The sequence below is a fragment of the Tenacibaculum aquaeponti genome (assembly GCF_057221555.1).
In genome coordinates, this window is record NZ_CM170147.1 from 1,561,643 (window position 1) to 1,577,759 (window position 16,117).

Sequence of the window (16,117 nt, forward strand, 5' to 3'; positions counted from 1 at the left end):
CGATGAAAATAAAATCTGCTGAGTTTGTAATGAGTAACAGTAATGTTACAAATGCACCAAAAGACAGCATCCCAGAATACGCTTTTATTGGCCGTTCTAATGTTGGTAAATCTTCATTAATTAACATGTTAATGGAGCGAAAAAAATTAGCCAAAACCTCTGGAACACCAGGAAAAACCCAACTTATAAACCACTTCAAAATAAACGACGAATGGTTTTTAGTTGATCTACCAGGTTATGGTTACGCTAAAGTTTCAAAGAAAAAAAGAACAATTTTTCAATATTTTATTGAAAACTACTTTAAAGAAAGAGAACAGTTAGTTTGTGCTTTTGTATTAGTTGATAGCAGACATGACCCTCAAAAAATAGATTTAGAATTCATGCGTTTCCTTGGAGAAAACAGTATTCCTTTTGCTATTATCTTCACCAAAGCAGATAAATTACCTAGTTCTAAATTAAACAAGCAACTACTTTCTTATAAAAGAAAATTACTTCAACATTGGGAAAGTTTACCTGTCAATTTTTTAACTTCATCAAGTAGTAAACTTGGAAGAGAGGAAGTTTTAAATTTTATTGATCAAGTAAACAAAGATGTAGCTGACGATTTTAAATAAAATAATCTGATGCATTCTACAAAAGACAATCTTCAAGTTCTTCACGAAGACAACCATATCATTATTATCAATAAAAGATCTGGTGACATTGTACAAGGTGACAAAACTGGAGACAAACCTTTAAGTGATGTTGTAAAAGAATATATCAAAGAAAAATACAGCAAACCAGGAAATGTATTCTTAGGAACTGTTCATAGACTTGATAGACCCACTTCTGGAATTGTAATTTTTGCCCGAACTTCTAAAGCTTTAGAGCGTTTAAATAAAATGCTTCGAGAAAAGCAAATCCAAAAAACATATTGGGCAGTTGTAAAAGGACATCTAACCAACAATCAAAACACCTTAATAAACTTCCTGAAGAAAAACCCTAAAAACAACAAATCTAAAGCATACAAAAATGAAATTTCTGGAAGTAAAAAAGCTGTTTTACATTATACTGTGTTAAGAAAACTCGATCGTTATTCTTTATTAGAAATTGATTTAGAAACTGGTAGGCATCATCAAATTAGATGTCAACTTTCCAATATCGGACACCCTATAAAAGGCGACTTAAAATACGGATTCCCAAGAAGCAACAAAAACGGAAGCATCCATTTACACGCTAAAAAAATTCAGTTTACACATCCTGTAAACAAAGAAGAAATTACAATTAACGCCCCTACCCCAACCAATGATAGCATTTGGGATGCTTGTAACTAATTTGTATATTTAGTACAAATTCCTCTATACATCATGAAATCTTTAAAATATTTAATGGTATTCTCAGTTCCTTTAACTGTTTATATCTCTTTCACATCTACTGGATGGATTACTTTTCTGACATTAATTTATGTTTTTGGAATTGTACCTCTTGCTGATTTTTTCTTAAAGGTTGATGCTGTAAATTTTAGCAAAGAACAAGAAGAAATAGAAAAAAATAATAAGCTTTATTCTTTAATTTTATACTTAACACTACCAACACAAATCTTTTTTTTAGTGTGGTTTTTATTCGTAATCCAAGACACTTCAGATACAATTGATTTAATTGGCAGAATCTCTGCTATGGGAATAATGTGTGGCGTTGTAGGAGTTAATGTTGGACATGAATTAGGACATAGAAAGAATCGTTTAGAACAGTTATTAGGTGAAATTTTATTGTTGACTTCATTAGAAACTCACTTTCTCCCTTACCACAATGCTGGTCATCATTTCAACGTAGCTACACCTGAAGATGCTGCTACAGCTAAAAAAAATGAATTATTATATGTTTTTTGGGTAAGATCTCAAATTATGAGCTACATAGAAGCTTGGAAAATTGAAAACAGACGCTTAAAAACATCTGACAGAACTTGGTTTCATTACCAAAACAGAATGATTATTTATACAGCTGCACATATAATTCTACTCTGTTCTATTTATTTTTTCTTTGGATTTATAGTAATGCTGTATTTTTTAGCAGCAGCCACAATTGGAATTTTATTATTAGAAACTGTAAATTACATAGAACATTACGGATTATTACGCGAGAAAAATAAATTTGGTCGATATGAACGTGTTAAGCATACACATTCATGGAATTCTAATCACGTTATTGGAAAACTAGTTTTATTTAATTTATCAAGACACTCAGACCATCATTATAACGGAAGTAAACATTATCAAATTTTAAAATCACTTCCAGAAAGTCCACAAATGCCAACAGGCTACCCAGGAATGATGCTTTTATCACTTATTCCGCCAATTTGGTTCAAATTAATGAATAAAAAACTACAAGAAATATAATTTATGATCGATACAGTAACTACTGAAGCAATTCCTGAAATTATTCAGAAACAACGTCGTTTTTTTGCAACTCAACAAACAAAAGATATTTCTTTCAGAAAAAAGAGTTTACAAAAGTTACTTAAGGAAATCACGAAACGTGAAAATGACATCTTAAAAGCTTTATATAATGATTTTAAAAAATCGGAATATGAAGGTGTAATGACAGAAACTAGTATTGTTATTTCCGAATTAAAAATGATGATAAAAAACATAAAATCTTGGGCAAAACCCAAACGTGTTTTTCCTTCGATTTTAAATTTCCCTTCATCAGCAAAAATTCATTCAGAACCTTATGGAACTGTATTAATTATAGCTCCATGGAATTACCCATATCAATTAGCTTTTGCTCCTTTAGTTGGTGCAATTGCAGCGGGAAACACTGTTGTTTTAAAACCATCTGAACTCACACCACATACAAGCACAATTTGTAAAGAAATTATAGAAACTGTGTTTGATAAAAAACATGTAGCTGTAATTGAAGGAGGAATTCCTGAATCTCAGGAACTTTTAGCTCAACGTTGGGATTATATTTTCTTTACAGGAAGCGTACCTGTAGGAAAAATTGTTGCAAAAGCTGCTGCCGAATATATAACTCCAGTTACTTTAGAACTTGGAGGAAAAAGTCCATGTATAGTAGATGAAACTGCAAAAATAAAACTTGCTGCAAAACGAATAGTTTGGGGAAAGTTTTTAAATGGAGGACAAACATGTATTGCTCCAGATTACTTATTAATCCAGAAAAAAGTAAAAGAGCAATTTGTAAAAGAATTTAAAGAAGAAATTAAAAAAGCATATGGAGAAAACCCAGAACTTTCAGAAGATTTCCCAAGAATTGTAAATACCAAAAATTTTGATCGATTAAACCAAATGCTTCAGGGTGAAGTTTTCTTAACAGGAGGAAAAACAAATCGAGATGACAGATATATAGCTCCTACTCTAATTGACGAACCGAAATTAGATAGTGAAGTAATGCAAAGTGAAATTTTTGGCCCGATTTTACCACTTATTTCTTATGAGAACGAAAAAGAATTAGATCAAATTATTAGCAGTTATGATAAGCCACTTGCATTTTATGTATTTACCAACAAAAAATCCTTTGCTAAGAAACTAATTCAACAATATTCATTTGGTGGAGGGACAATTAATGATACTACCGTTCATTTTGCCAATCATAATTTACCTTTTGGAGGTGTAGGTGAAAGTGGAATTGGCGGATACCATGGAAAACGCACATTTGAAACTTTTTGCCATAAAAAAGGAGTTGTTACTAGAGGAAATTGGCTAGATGTACCTACTAGATATGCTCCATATAAAGGAAAATTAAAACAATTAAAAACCTTACTAAAATTCGGATAAAAGCATGAGCAAGAAAACCGTTAATGAAGCTATTAAGTACCGAAGATCTGTTCGTGTTTATGATAACGAGCAAAAAATTGAAACTGAAATTGTAAAAAAATGTATTGAACATGCAGTTTTAGCACCAAATAGCAGCAATATGCAATTATGGGAATTTTACCATGTTACATCTCAATCTATAATTGATAAAATGATTCCTTTATGTTTTAATCAAAACGCAGCCAAAACAGCTCAGCAACTTGTTATTGTAACAGTACGCAAAGACTTATGGAAAAAAAGAGCTAAAGCTAATTTGGAATATTTAGACAAAGTATATCCTTCAAAACCTAAGGCAGAACAATCTAGCAGAGAAAAATTCGCAAAAAACTACTACAAAAAACTCATCCCTTTTGTTTACAATGACTTTTTAGGTATTTTTGGTTTCTTTAAGTATTTGACTGTTTTAATAACTGGATTATTTAAACCTATTTATAGAGAAGTAAGAAGTAAAGACATACGCTTGATAGCTCATAAAAGTGCTGGATTAGCAGCACAAACATTTATGCTAAGTATGGCAGGAGAAGGATACGACACTTGTCCAATGGAAGGATCAGACACTTGGCGTGTTAAAAAAGTTTTAGGATTACCTTTAGGAGCTGAAATAAATATGATTATTTCTTGTGGAATAAGAAAACCAGAAGGCGTTTACGGAAAACGATTTAGAATTCCTTTTAATGAAATCTATAAAGAAATATAAAATATTTTCCTTGCAAAAACAAAGAAGTAATCCAGTCAAAAAAACACATATAAAACACTAAAAAACAGAGATTTAAACAAAAACAATATAAATACAGATATACTGCATTTAAGTATATACAAACGTTAGGTGCAATTAGAACGATTGATAAGAATTAAATTAGAGGTTATGGAAACAAGTACATTGACTATAATATTGACTTCTGGAGTTGTTGCTTCAATCTTTACGTCTGTTTTCGGATTGATAACTTCTAATAACACAAATAAAAGGTTAAAATCAATAGAAGAATTTAAAGTAAATAATTCAATTCAAGCATTTAGATATACGAGTCTATATAATATAAATATTGAGTTGAATGAATTGCCAGCTATTAGTTATAATTACTTAGAGCAAGAAGAGGGTGGTAAATATGTGCAGAGTCAAGAATTACTTGCTAAAGTCGTTTCAGAACAAACTGACAGATACCATAGGTTGATTAGTGTTTACTTTAAAGCAAAGCCATTGTTTAGCCAAACGTATTTAGAGACTGTTGAAAGGTTGATTAAGCAAGAAAAGGAAGAAAGTAATTTACTTGTAGGTTCTCTATATGGTGATTTAGTAAATCAAGGCGATTTAAAGAAGTTGCTCTTAATAAGACAGGACGTTGAAAAATATCTACAAGAAGCTATTGTGAATCAATTGGAAAATTTAATAAAAGCACCTAACAATGTATAAAAATAATAGCTGAGTCAGTAGTAAATTCAATAGCCGTAGCCCGCTTCAACTTTTGTGCAGTTTGAAAAGAAAGTGCTACGGAATCGGCTACTATTCTTATACTAACCGTTATATGCAAGCAGCATTATTTATCATAATGGCGACTTAAATACAAAACAGTCAATTTATTTAGTAAAGTCCGCGCTTAGACAAACCTCGACATAAAAGAACATCTTTAAATAATCGCTATTGAAAATATGTAGTCCTTATTTTTCAACTAATAAAGAGCCAGCAAATAACAGTGTGTATATTTAGTTGCGGAATACTAACTTTTTTAAACTAAATCATATTATTCCCAACTCAAAGCTTTTTTATTAAATTTACAGAAAAAGCGCAAAAAAACATACACATAAAACGTTAGCACCAATTATGAAATCGAGTTTTTTAATAAAGTTTCTACTTTTATTTGGGGTATTATACTCTTGCAATAAAAAAACTGAAAATACGAATTCGGGATTTATTGAAAATAAATTATTTGGAAAAGTAAAAAGTGTTGAGATAAAAACTTTTAAAAATGACACGCTAAAATCAGTAGAATTGAAAACCTATAGAAAAGACGGATTTATAGAAAAAAGTAAATTCCGTTTTGAGCCAAATTTATCATATGGAGAAACAATTTATGAATACAACAAGAAAAATAAGTTAGAAAAAGAAATAATAATTTCAGACGGAGATACAACTAATACGAATTTGTACATTTATAATAATCTTGGTTTATTAAAAAAAGAAGAATATTATGAGAACAAACTTCATTGCTTAACTAATTTTAAAATAGATTCTTCTGGAAAAATCATTGAAAAAAATTTTAAGTATGTGAATTCTGACGGTTTGAGAACTTTTAAATTCTATTATCCTGATAGTTTAACAACAATAACAAAGGAGTTTTTAAGAGGAAATCCAGATATAACAACTGAAATAAAAATTTATCCTAAACAAAATAAAAAGAGAGTATTTAAAAAAAGTCATTTTCCAAAAACTGAATTTGGAGAAATCTTGTATCATAATAGCGAAGGAAATATTATTAAAAAGGAAAAATATTACGAAGGAAAAATAACAGAAACTGAAAATTATAAGTACGAACTAGATTTAGAAAAAAATTGGGTGAAATCTGAAAGTGACAAGATTAGAAAAGAAAGGAAAATTGAATATTATGAAAAATAACAGGTGCTAACAACGTGTATATTCAATTGCTTGTTTCTTTCCTACTTGGAAAAATCCTCGCGAATTTTCAATTCAGTAATTATTTGCTAAATTAGAGTTTGAACCACGCACCTGAAACATACACAAAACGTTGGTAGTAATTAGACAATAATGATAAAGTTAAATGTTTAAAAAGACAATTATAGAAAAAATTGAGTCTTTTGGAGGAATAATTAGTAATCCTAAAAGTAAAAATATAGAAGATTTTACTTTGTCGATTAAGCTTGACAATGAGCTATTTTACAGACCTGAATATTTCCCATGGTCAGCTATTGAATCAAAGTCTGCAAATTATTTTATTGATAATGAATGTTGTGGACAATTAAAATGGGTAGGTAACTTATTTACCCCAATGAACGAATTTACTAAAGACTACGAGCAGATGTATTGGAGTGATAGCTTTGATGAAGAATGTTTGAAAGAAGTAATTAATGCGACAGGTAACCATATCCAGACTTTATAGAAATATTTTATTCTTGTTATACAAATAAAGAAAATTATACTGAAGGTATTTATTATTACTTGTGTACATCCGATAAAAATATTGAAAATCCTCTTGTTTATAGCACAAATGAAGATTGTTTTTTTTGTGAACTAAAAAATGAAGGGACGTTAGATGTTTTTTTAAACAAACTAACAAAATGATGAAATTTAACTACTACCAACAAAGGTTATAGTTTATTGTGTTATAAGTTATTTTTAGAAATGAAATGGATTAATCAGAGTTAAGGTTTTATTTATTAATTTAGAGCCAAACACCACAACAAACCATACCCCAAACGTTAGCATTCATTTGATGAAACTAAAATTAGACATATCAGGAGTAGATATTGTAGATAGCGATATCGTTGATTTTTACGATAGCAAAACAATATTCTTCGAACCAACAAACGAATTGCCTGAAACGGTTTCATTTAAGATCTGGGGTGCCGATATAGATAGAGAGTTTGACTGGAATCAGTATTTGAATCTTAGTGACTTTCCAAACTTAATTAAAGCTCTTGATACCAAATCTGGACGATTCACAATCAAAGGATTTTCAACTATCACTTTTGAAAATGTTGTTGCGGGTAAGATTGAGATTTCACCTTATGACAAAGGTAGTTTCGTGAAACTCAAAAATGGAGAAAATCAGACTTTTAAAAGGGAATGGAATATTGACAAGATAGATGATGAATGCTTGAAATATTGGTTGGACACTTCAATTTACTTTCCTTATGGTGCTTGCGACTTAAAACTCTACACGAAGGGAAAAGTATGGTTCGAATTTAATCCATCGGACTGTGTGAACTATTTGGAATACATAACTGACAAAAACAGAAATGAAACCTTTTGGGGATATCTGAATGATAAAGAATTATGCACCAATTCGATAAAATATGAAGATGTTGACCCTGAAAAATAAAAACGAAATGCTAACAATGTATATAAAAAATAGGCGAAATAGTAGTAAAATCATGGCTTTTCGCACGTATCAAACTTGGTGCATAGCTGAAAATTTCGTGCTTCGTAACCGCCTACTTTTCATATACTAAACGTTACCCAACATTTACAATAAATTGAAAACAAGAACAAAATACATCCTTCTAATTTTATCAATTATCACATTTACTTTATTAATTTTTAATTCAGTAAAAATGCAATATTGGTACAATGTAAAGTTGGAATTGACAATTTCAAAAGTTTTATTTTTTATAGGTTTTATAAGTGTTGGACTTTATTCCCTCGCTAAAGATTGGCGGAATTTCTTGACAAAAACAATGATTGGCACATTTGGAATCTGTTTTGTTTTAAATTTACATTTATGGACTGAATATTATAAATCTTTACAAAAACAAAAGAGACTTACTGAATATTATGAATTAGATACTTGTGAAAAAATGGAAAATAGATTCTCTATTGACTTAAAAAAGGGTGAATTAAAATACTTTCATTTTGGTATTGGCTCTATTATAGGAATGGATGAAATTTTGGGATCGAAATATGATATTGAATACTATTCAATGGGTTGCATTTTAAGGTCAGAAATGGAATGTTATAATAAACTAATAGATAAACATCTAAAAAAGAAATTCAACAAATCTATATCTGATATTCAAAAAGAAACTGATTTTTATAAATTAACTGAATCTGAATAAAAACATTGGGTAACAAAATGTATTATTAATTGCTTACGGATTTATCCTTCGGACAAATCTCGCAATACCAAAAGTTCATCACTTTTAATTAACTTTACAATCAAAAAATCGCAAATAACAATACATTTTGTTACCCAACATTTTGAAGAACGTCACGAGAAATAATCTTGAATTGAATTTAAAAGAGGCTACTTCTACTCTATTAGAAATGGCAAGAAGCTCTTGTTGGAATAACATTTCGGAAAATACGAGCTACATAATTTCGGAAATCAAAAATGACTCTCGAAATTTTAAAATCCAAAAACTTGAGAGGAACAAATCGAATCAGAAAAAGAAACCTATAACACTGGAAAACGCAACAACTGAATTAAAATCGATTTACGAAAACCTGTACGACATCAATCTGGAAATTTATAAAAGTCGAAAAAACAAAACTATTGTTGACATTAGATATTATCCGAAATCAGCACTTAAATCTGACTATTACGAAAAAGTAAAAAATAATGAGCCAATGCTACATTGCAAAGTTGGAATTCCACCTTATGCAAGTGACAAGTCAAAAAAATATGACGTGAATTGGGAACTTGGCGGAATAAGACACGAATGGAACTCATTTTGGAACAGAATCCAATTGAAATGGAAATACAGAAACCGAATAAAAAACGTTGGGTAACAACGTATATAATTAATTGCGGCTGAATTTCCTCACCAGAAATTCAATCTTATTAATTATCTTTCCACATCAACGGAAAAGAACTCGCGTCCTTTCCCGCAAAAAATCATACACAAAACGTTAGGCAACATTTAAACAGAACGCATATGTCAATGACACAAGCAGCTTTTTTAAAGAAAGCTGATCTACCAAACAAAATTGAAATAGAGAAAACTATTCGTGAACTCGGATATGAATTCGAAATTCTTGACGATTTTGAAAATTTTTATGGAATTGACGGACTTGAATGCAAAATAAATGGACAGAAAACCTTTTTTGAAATCTATTTTGAAGAACCGAACGAAATAACAACAGATTTTGACTTTATCAAAAGGGATTTAACTGAGCAAGACACTGTTGTTTCTTTTATTTGGGGTGCGGACTTTGCGGCTGGAGCGTCAATCGGGCTTATTTCTGTTGCGTTAATTGAAAAGTGTAATGCACTAATTTATTATTTGGATGACGAAATAGCTTACTCAAAAGAAATGTTATTAGCAGACACACCTGATTTTATAAAAGAACTGGAAAAACAAAAAAAGTACGCGGAACAAAATCAGAATGCAGAAACAAAAGTTCTCCCTAAGAAAAAAGGACTTTGGAACGGAATTAAAAATCTATTTAAATAAAAAGCGTTGCCTAACAAAGTGTAAAAATAATTGCTAGCTTCTAGCCTACTTTGGAAAATCCTCTCGGATTTTCCATTCAGTGATTATTTGCTAAATTTAGTGCTTAAACCACGCAACTGAAACATACACCAAAACATTGTACACAATACCTTTTATAGTTTTTAATTAATTTCAAAAAAATGAAAATAGAGAATGATTACAAAAACGACTTTATTGAAAGCTGGGATTTAATAGAACAGTTTTATCGTAGATATCCGGACAAAGAAGAACCATTCACAAAGGACGCTCTAAAATTGATTAAAAAAATGAGACGTTTAGGACTTGATGAAGAATTAAGAGCAGGACAATCTTTATGGTTTTTATTACTCTCAAGAAACAGGTTTCATGGGATTGATAAAGAACCTCATTTGAAAATAGTTTTCTTAGGAGAAAATAAAATGAGTGTTAAATCAAGTATAAATGAAATCGAAACCACTCATGAATTAAAAGTAGAATACGACGGATACCTTGAAAAAGTTACGAATGAATTATTAGCTCAAAAAATAATTTTTAATGAGTATAATTATGAAGAAGATGAATTCGATTCTTTATTCGAATGATTGATTTTAATAAATAGAGTGAAGTAAAGTGTATAACATAATGTATAGTTAATTGCTTGCGTTGCGGATTTAATCCTGCGGAATAAATCTCGCAAAACAAAAAGCTCATCATATTCAATTAACTTTAAAACAAAAAGCGCAAATAACAATATACAAAACGTTGGTAAATTTTATAAACACTGAAAATAAATGAATCATATTCTTGTAAAATTAATGTCTGAATTGACTCCTCTTTCTGAAAATGAAAAAATGGATATTGAAAGTAGCTTTCCAATTGAAACTTATGAAAAAGGAACATTTTTGATACGAGAAGGACAAATTGTTCGAAATGCTTATTATGTGATTCAGGGATTTATACGCGAATATGAAATCGTTGATGGAGAAGAAAAAACTACCGCATTTTACTTCGAAAATCAATCTGCTATCAATTTTAATAGTCTTGCCAATCAAACTTCATCAAAAATAAATTTCGTTTGTGGGGAACGGACAACTCTGGCTGTTCTAAATACCGAAAAAGAAAAGGAATTATACAATAAGCATCCTAGATTTGAGACGTTTTGTAGGATAGGGATGGAAAAAATGATGGGAGTTAAACAGAATCAATTAAATGAATTCATAATACTAAAGCCTGAAAAACGCTATGAAAAATTACAGCAAGAAAACCCAAAACTACTAAATAGAGTACCCCAATATCAAATAGCAAGTTATCTTGGGATAACACCAGAAGCATTAAGTAGAATTCGCAACCGAATAGCTAACAAACTATCAGATTAATTATGATTTTTCGGACCACTTATAAGAAATAATAATTATTGTAATAAGCAACAAGACTTCAAAACTTGCAATAACCAAATAATAGGGCATTATACTACCTCCTCCAATCACAAAAAGTATTGTAAATATTCCAGTAATAATATTTGATATACGACTAAATTTATAAGTTAGAACCCAAGACATAATTATCATTAAAATCGGAATCGCCACCATAAAAGCAGCTATAAGCATTGCAGATTTTACCTCAATGGGAATTTGAATTGTATTTCCTAATTCTATCTCAACTATTATGGAGAAAATATCAGCAAACACCATAAAGAACATTACAACTGTCCATAATAATGATAATGTGATTTTTATAGAATCATTTTTTGTAAGCATAATTTTTAATTTTAAGGCAAAGGTCACAATGAAATAAAAACTTTTCATTGACTATAATCAATAAATGAAAAACACCATAGAACAAAGTATAAGATTAGTTACGGAATACTAAATATTTTAAACTAAATCATCTTATTTCAAACTCAAAGCTTTTTATTAAATTTACAGAAAAACTGCAAAAAAAACACACACATAAAATGTTATACATAATTAAGAAAAATCAAGATTGAAATGATTAAGGAATTAGAACTATTGCAATCAGAAATCTTTAATAATTGTGATGAATTACTAAAAATAGGTACTAAAAAAATAAACATTATACCTGATTTTAACTTTGAAAACCATATTGAACTAAAAGACAAAGACAGAGGTTGCAGAATATACCCATACCATTTAAGCGAAATACCTAAATATGAGTTCGAATGGGATGACTGTCCTCTTTTTAAAATATCAAGTAATGATGTTAAAAGGCAAGTTGAGATTATAAAAAGCTGGATATTAAGCAGAAGCATGCCTTCAGAAATACAAATTCAGTTTCCTGAAATAGAATTGAACAAACTCGCAAAATATTATGAAAATGGAAATGGGATAAAAGGCGAGTTCATTGAGAGTTGGAATGATACTCAAGAAACTCATTTTAATCCAATTAAATATCCTTCTGACAAAGAAGCAATAAAATTAATTAACGAAATGAGAGAGAAAGGACTTAATGAATCATTAAGAATAGGTACTCGATTGTCTTGGTTGATTTTATCTAGAACACGAAGACACATCATAAATGATAATACTCCACATATAGGTATATTTTTTTTGGGTAATAATCGAATGAAAATATATTCTTCTAATTTGAATGATGAAAACAATGAACAAGAAGTAGATGTAAACTATGGAGTACATCTAGAAAAACTTTTAAAAGAATTACTAAAAGAAGATATAAAATAGGTATAACATCATGTATATTTAGTTACCGAATACTAAATATTTTAAACTAAATCATCTTATTTCAAACTCAAAGCTTTTTATTAAATTTACAGAAAAACTGCAAAAAAAAACATACACATAAAATGTTGCTCGTCATATACAAACCCGATAACTTTGATTAGAAAAACAAACATAATTTCAATAAATTCAATTAAGGAATTACCTTCAATCGAACAAATTAAGTCAATTCCAAGAGAAAAAACTTTAAAACTTGTTTTTGAAAATAATGTCAAAAGTAAAAGAGAAAAAATTGGAGAAAATCTAAAAAAAGAACTTTTAGGATTTCAAGTTAGTATTCATACTATCGAGCCTGAAATAAATATAGTTAAACTAATAACAGACGAGGAAATTATAAGTAACCAAGACTTCTTCGAACAATGCGCAAAAGATTATAGAGAATTAGGAAAAGATTTACTTTTTAAACTAATTAATAAGCTTAAATTAAAATTGAATGAAGATTTTCCTTTAGACACTTTTAACGTACTAAAATCTGGAAAAAAACAAATAGGAAAAGTAGAAAATTGGAAATACTTTATACACGGGTTTCATTGTGGATTTGAAAATAAAACGACAAAACAAATTATAGAGGTCCCGTTAGTTTTCGGATTAGAATTTGGAGATTTAGATCCATACTTTTTTACAAAATATATTAAATCCACGCCTAACTACAAGCCTTTACCTGTTGAGATTTATGAAGATTATGCTGATGGAGTTAGAATAAACGAGAAAATGATTGCACTCGGCAAATTTGAACGAATAAGCTCAAATGTTGAAAACCATTTTGGAATTGTAGTAACTGATAGAGAAAAAGTAAATATTAAGTCTTTTGAAGAATTGGAAGAACAGTACGAAAAACAAAATAGACAAGTGGAAAACTCTAAATTTAATGTTTGGAAATTCCTTAGACTGAAAAAATAAAACGAACACACAACACGGTGTGTAATTAATAAGATTAAATTTCCTCAACAGAAATTCAATCTTATTAATTATCTTTCCACATCAACGGAAAAGAACTCTCGTCCTTTTCTCGAAAAAACATACATATAAAACATTACAAACAAATCAAATGAAGAAATATAACTTTATGTTAATGCTAATTATAATGATAGGAACTCTATCTTGTTCAACTGAGGAAAACGAATATAGTTCAAATCAAGAATTATTGATAGGGAAATGGAAAAGGTTTAAATATGGTAAAATATGTTCTTCAGGTAGCGAAAATGTAAATGAATACTCAGTATGTCAACAAAAGGGAACGATCACATTTAAGGAGGATGGAACATATATTGATGAGCCGTACATTTTTTATAATAATGTTTGTGAGACAGACGGCATATATAAAGGAAAATGGGAAATTATAGATGGAAATCTGTACATAACAAATGAAAATATGACACCTGAAAAGGTCGATTATTTTAAAATATCTATTAATTTTTTAACAATTGGTTCTAGTTCTTCCCCTTGTGACAATGAAACTTCTAATTCTATAAATTATAGAGAATTTATAAGGATGGAGTAATAATTTGTAACAAAATGTATAATTAATTATCAGGTTTGGTTCACTCTAGAAATTCATCGAAAAAAATAAATATTAATAATTTTAAGTTCCTTTTGGTAAAAATCGCATCTAATCATACACAAAACGTTGTAAAAAATTTAACCTAAGTATTAATGTTCTGGAATAAAAAGAAAAAATTACCTATTACTGAGGAAGACAAAATTTGGGTTGATGAAGACTTAAATTGGTTAAAAACAGAATTTGGTCACGATCATTTTATGGAAATCCGAACAATTACTCCAACAAAGGATTTTTACGAACGAACTTTTGATGGGACAGAAAAAGATGCTGAATTTATCCTTGAACGTACAATGGAATTAATGAATATCCAAAATGTGGATATAAATCTAGAGTTTTTTTCTGACTCACCTATAGAAATGGCTGATGGAACTATTTTAACAACACCAGCAGATTTGGACGGAAGTTGGGAAAGCGCAAGTGGAACTTATGAACAAACAGAAAACGGAACTATAATTTCAATTGAAATAAGACAGTTAAAAAACCCTATTTCTTTAATTGCAACAATTTCTCATGAATTAGCTCATCAAATTTTACTTGGCGAAAAACGAATTGAAGAGAATGACGAATACTTAACTGACCTTACCGCCATTGTTTATGGGTTTGGAATCTTTATTGGAAATTCTCAATTTAATTTTTCGTCATTTAGTACGAATGGAGGATTTGGATGGCAATCAAGTAGCCAAGGATATTTACCTCAACAGATAATCGCCTATTCAATGGCTTGGTTATCGAAAAATAGAAATGAAAAAACCGATTACAGCCAATATTTGAATAAATCAATGAAAAAATATTTTGATCAAAGTTTTGAATGGTTGATTGAAAATGAAAGATAAAAAACTGATCTAAAAACACTTTTGAAATTAATTATTGTTACTATTATATTTATTCACCTACTTCTTAGTTAATTTTAATTTCTCAGTTTGTCATCTATTTACAAGTTTTGTATTTTAATCAACAAAAAATTCATAAACAAAACTCTTAATATTAAAAAAACTTAAAAAATAACTAATGGAAAAAATTATTTTGGGAGGAATGATAATTGTAATTATTTATCAGATTTACTCCACACACAAAAATGTAAATAAGCTAGTTAACCAAATTGAAGAATTAAAAGATAAAATAGACTATTTGCAAAACAAGAACTAAAAATCTTTTGATGAATTTTGAAAATGAAAACAGATTTTTTAACCGACTGTTATCCTCAATTTGAAAAAGAACTTCTTCAAGAAATTGAAAAGTATGCTCAATTGAAAACCTTTAAGGTTAATGAATTTATTGTAAAACAAGGACAATACATAAAATATTTACCTATAATTAAAAATGGATGTATTAAAGTATATTGCTATGAAGAAACAAAAGAATTTTTACTTTATTTCATAGAATCTGGAGAATCTTGTATTTACAGTTTTGCTCATGTAAACAATAATTCTAAAGCTGATTTTTCAGCAATTGCTGAACTAGATAGCACTTTATTATTACTCCCTATTGAAAGAGTTAGACTTTGGATTAAGAAATTTCATTCCCTAAACAATATTATTCTTAACAATTACCAAAAACACTATCAAAAACTCTTAGATTCAACAAAACAAATTATATGTTTTAATTTAGAAGATAGATTACTAAATTATTTAAGGGAAAAATCCGGAATATCTAAAACTAAACTTTTGAATATTTCTCATCAAGATATCGCTAATGATTTAGGAACTTCTAGAGAAGTTATTTCTCGCTTATTAAAAAATCATAAACTCTCTAACTTCATAAAGCAAGAAGGAAGACAATTAAAAATTTTATAAAGTAACATATATCACTGTTTTAAAAATACTACACTAATACTTTTGTTAACTATAATTTTAAAACACTACAAC

At 29.1% G+C, this 16,117-nt stretch carries 20 protein-coding genes; 19 read left to right on the plus strand and 1 reads right to left on the minus strand.

The window, feature by feature from the left end; translation table 11 throughout:
• The first annotated feature begins 2 nt into the window (after positions 1-2).
• From yihA to AC2TEO_RS06870, 14 genes are all read left to right on the plus strand, one after another.
• Entirely contained in the window at positions 3-614 is a 612-nt protein-coding gene (gene yihA, locus AC2TEO_RS06805; protein ID WP_442267379.1) for a ribosome biogenesis GTP-binding protein YihA/YsxC, read from the plus strand.
• A 9-nt stretch (positions 615-623) separates the two neighbouring features.
• Entirely contained in the window at positions 624-1,313 is a 690-nt protein-coding gene (locus tag AC2TEO_RS06810) for an RluA family pseudouridine synthase (RefSeq protein WP_442267380.1), read from the plus strand.
• Positions 1,314-1,346: 33 nt separating this feature from the next.
• Positions 1,347-2,375: an alkane 1-monooxygenase gene (locus tag AC2TEO_RS06815; RefSeq protein ID WP_442267381.1), complete on the plus strand. Its 1,029-nt coding sequence runs from the start codon at positions 1,347-1,349 to the stop codon at positions 2,373-2,375.
• Positions 2,376-2,378: 3 nt separating this feature from the next.
• Positions 2,379-3,773 (plus strand): aldehyde dehydrogenase, encoded by a 1,395-nt coding sequence (locus tag AC2TEO_RS06820; RefSeq protein ID WP_442267382.1) that lies wholly within the window; start codon positions 2,379-2,381, stop codon positions 3,771-3,773.
• A 4-nt stretch (positions 3,774-3,777) separates the two neighbouring features.
• Positions 3,778-4,509, plus strand: coding sequence for a nitroreductase family protein (locus AC2TEO_RS06825; RefSeq protein WP_442267383.1), 732 nt, complete (start codon positions 3,778-3,780; stop codon positions 4,507-4,509).
• 183 nt (positions 4,510-4,692) lie between these two features.
• Positions 4,693-5,223 (plus strand): hypothetical protein, encoded by a 531-nt coding sequence (locus AC2TEO_RS06830; protein WP_442267384.1) that lies wholly within the window; start codon positions 4,693-4,695, stop codon positions 5,221-5,223.
• 408 nt (positions 5,224-5,631) lie between these two features.
• The gene (locus AC2TEO_RS06835) at positions 5,632-6,423 is read left to right on the plus strand and encodes a hypothetical protein (RefSeq protein ID WP_442267385.1); all 792 of its coding nucleotides are present in this window, start codon (positions 5,632-5,634) and stop codon (positions 6,421-6,423) included.
• A gap of 163 nt (positions 6,424-6,586) precedes the next feature.
• Positions 6,587-6,925, plus strand: coding sequence for a hypothetical protein (locus tag AC2TEO_RS06840; protein ID WP_442267386.1), 339 nt, complete (start codon positions 6,587-6,589; stop codon positions 6,923-6,925).
• Between the two features lie 333 nt (positions 6,926-7,258).
• The gene (locus AC2TEO_RS06845) at positions 7,259-7,867 is read left to right on the plus strand and encodes a hypothetical protein (protein ID WP_442267387.1); all 609 of its coding nucleotides are present in this window, start codon (positions 7,259-7,261) and stop codon (positions 7,865-7,867) included.
• Between the two features lie 355 nt (positions 7,868-8,222).
• A complete protein-coding gene (locus AC2TEO_RS06850; RefSeq protein ID WP_442264545.1) occupies positions 8,223-8,600 on the plus strand; it encodes an FEKKY domain-containing protein in 378 nt (125 codons plus the stop codon).
• A gap of 142 nt (positions 8,601-8,742) precedes the next feature.
• On the plus strand, positions 8,743-9,273 hold the full coding sequence (locus AC2TEO_RS06855; protein WP_442267388.1) for a hypothetical protein: 531 nt from the start codon (positions 8,743-8,745) through the stop codon (positions 9,271-9,273).
• Between the two features lie 146 nt (positions 9,274-9,419).
• Complete coding sequence (locus AC2TEO_RS06860) at positions 9,420-9,938, plus strand: hypothetical protein (RefSeq protein WP_442267389.1); 519 nt, start codon at positions 9,420-9,422, stop codon at positions 9,936-9,938.
• 179 nt (positions 9,939-10,117) lie between these two features.
• Positions 10,118-10,537 (plus strand): hypothetical protein, encoded by a 420-nt coding sequence (locus AC2TEO_RS06865; protein WP_442267390.1) that lies wholly within the window; start codon positions 10,118-10,120, stop codon positions 10,535-10,537.
• Positions 10,538-10,726: 189 nt separating this feature from the next.
• On the plus strand, positions 10,727-11,311 hold the full coding sequence (locus AC2TEO_RS06870; RefSeq protein WP_442267391.1) for a Crp/Fnr family transcriptional regulator: 585 nt from the start codon (positions 10,727-10,729) through the stop codon (positions 11,309-11,311).
• Here the strand turns inward: AC2TEO_RS06870 and AC2TEO_RS06875 are convergent, their stop codons facing one another.
• Entirely contained in the window at positions 11,312-11,692 is a 381-nt protein-coding gene (locus AC2TEO_RS06875; protein ID WP_484730886.1) for a DUF6326 family protein, read from the minus strand.
• A gap of 231 nt (positions 11,693-11,923) precedes the next feature.
• On the opposite strand from AC2TEO_RS06875, the gene AC2TEO_RS06880 reads away from it, so the two are divergent.
• From AC2TEO_RS06880 to AC2TEO_RS06900, 5 genes are all read left to right on the plus strand, one after another.
• Entirely contained in the window at positions 11,924-12,634 is a 711-nt protein-coding gene (locus AC2TEO_RS06880) for a hypothetical protein (protein WP_442267393.1), read from the plus strand.
• Between the two features lie 153 nt (positions 12,635-12,787).
• Complete coding sequence (locus AC2TEO_RS06885) at positions 12,788-13,591, plus strand: DUF6896 domain-containing protein (protein ID WP_442267394.1); 804 nt, start codon at positions 12,788-12,790, stop codon at positions 13,589-13,591.
• Between the two features lie 148 nt (positions 13,592-13,739).
• Positions 13,740-14,192 carry a lipocalin-like domain-containing protein gene (locus AC2TEO_RS06890; RefSeq protein WP_442267395.1) on the plus strand — a complete coding sequence of 151 codons (453 nt, stop codon included), beginning with the start codon at positions 13,740-13,742 and terminating at the stop codon, positions 14,190-14,192.
• A 152-nt stretch (positions 14,193-14,344) separates the two neighbouring features.
• A complete protein-coding gene (locus AC2TEO_RS06895) occupies positions 14,345-15,085 on the plus strand; it encodes a hypothetical protein (protein ID WP_442267396.1) in 741 nt (246 codons plus the stop codon).
• Between the two features lie 336 nt (positions 15,086-15,421).
• Positions 15,422-16,045: a Crp/Fnr family transcriptional regulator gene (locus AC2TEO_RS06900; RefSeq protein WP_442267397.1), complete on the plus strand. Its 624-nt coding sequence runs from the start codon at positions 15,422-15,424 to the stop codon at positions 16,043-16,045.
• Positions 16,046-16,117 lie beyond the last annotated feature (72 nt).

Excerpts from the sequence above, each read along its gene's own strand:
- yihA (WP_442267379.1), top strand. The coding sequence starts at position 3 with ATGAAAATAAAATCTGCTGAGTTTGTAATGAGTAACAGTAATGTTACA.
- AC2TEO_RS06810 (WP_442267380.1), top strand. The coding sequence starts at position 624 with ATGCATTCTACAAAAGACAATCTTCAAGTTCTTCACGAAGACAACCAT.
- AC2TEO_RS06815 (WP_442267381.1), top strand. The coding sequence starts at position 1,347 with ATGAAATCTTTAAAATATTTAATGGTATTCTCAGTTCCTTTAACTGTT.
- AC2TEO_RS06820 (WP_442267382.1), top strand. The coding sequence starts at position 2,379 with ATGATCGATACAGTAACTACTGAAGCAATTCCTGAAATTATTCAGAAA.
- AC2TEO_RS06825 (WP_442267383.1), top strand. The coding sequence starts at position 3,778 with ATGAGCAAGAAAACCGTTAATGAAGCTATTAAGTACCGAAGATCTGTT.
- AC2TEO_RS06835 (WP_442267385.1), top strand. The coding sequence starts at position 5,632 with ATGAAATCGAGTTTTTTAATAAAGTTTCTACTTTTATTTGGGGTATTA.
- AC2TEO_RS06840 (WP_442267386.1), top strand. The coding sequence starts at position 6,587 with ATGTTTAAAAAGACAATTATAGAAAAAATTGAGTCTTTTGGAGGAATA.
- AC2TEO_RS06845 (WP_442267387.1), top strand. The coding sequence starts at position 7,259 with ATGAAACTAAAATTAGACATATCAGGAGTAGATATTGTAGATAGCGAT.
- AC2TEO_RS06850 (WP_442264545.1), top strand. The coding sequence starts at position 8,223 with ATGATTGGCACATTTGGAATCTGTTTTGTTTTAAATTTACATTTATGG.
- AC2TEO_RS06860 (WP_442267389.1), top strand. The coding sequence starts at position 9,420 with ATGTCAATGACACAAGCAGCTTTTTTAAAGAAAGCTGATCTACCAAAC.
- AC2TEO_RS06865 (WP_442267390.1), top strand. The coding sequence starts at position 10,118 with ATGAAAATAGAGAATGATTACAAAAACGACTTTATTGAAAGCTGGGAT.
- AC2TEO_RS06870 (WP_442267391.1), top strand. The coding sequence starts at position 10,727 with ATGAATCATATTCTTGTAAAATTAATGTCTGAATTGACTCCTCTTTCT.
- AC2TEO_RS06875 (WP_484730886.1), bottom strand. The coding sequence starts at position 11,692 with ATGCTTACAAAAAATGATTCTATAAAAATCACATTATCATTATTATGG.
- AC2TEO_RS06880 (WP_442267393.1), top strand. The coding sequence starts at position 11,924 with ATGATTAAGGAATTAGAACTATTGCAATCAGAAATCTTTAATAATTGT.
- AC2TEO_RS06890 (WP_442267395.1), top strand. The coding sequence starts at position 13,740 with ATGAAGAAATATAACTTTATGTTAATGCTAATTATAATGATAGGAACT.
- AC2TEO_RS06895 (WP_442267396.1), top strand. The coding sequence starts at position 14,345 with ATGTTCTGGAATAAAAAGAAAAAATTACCTATTACTGAGGAAGACAAA.
- AC2TEO_RS06900 (WP_442267397.1), top strand. The coding sequence starts at position 15,422 with ATGAAAACAGATTTTTTAACCGACTGTTATCCTCAATTTGAAAAAGAA.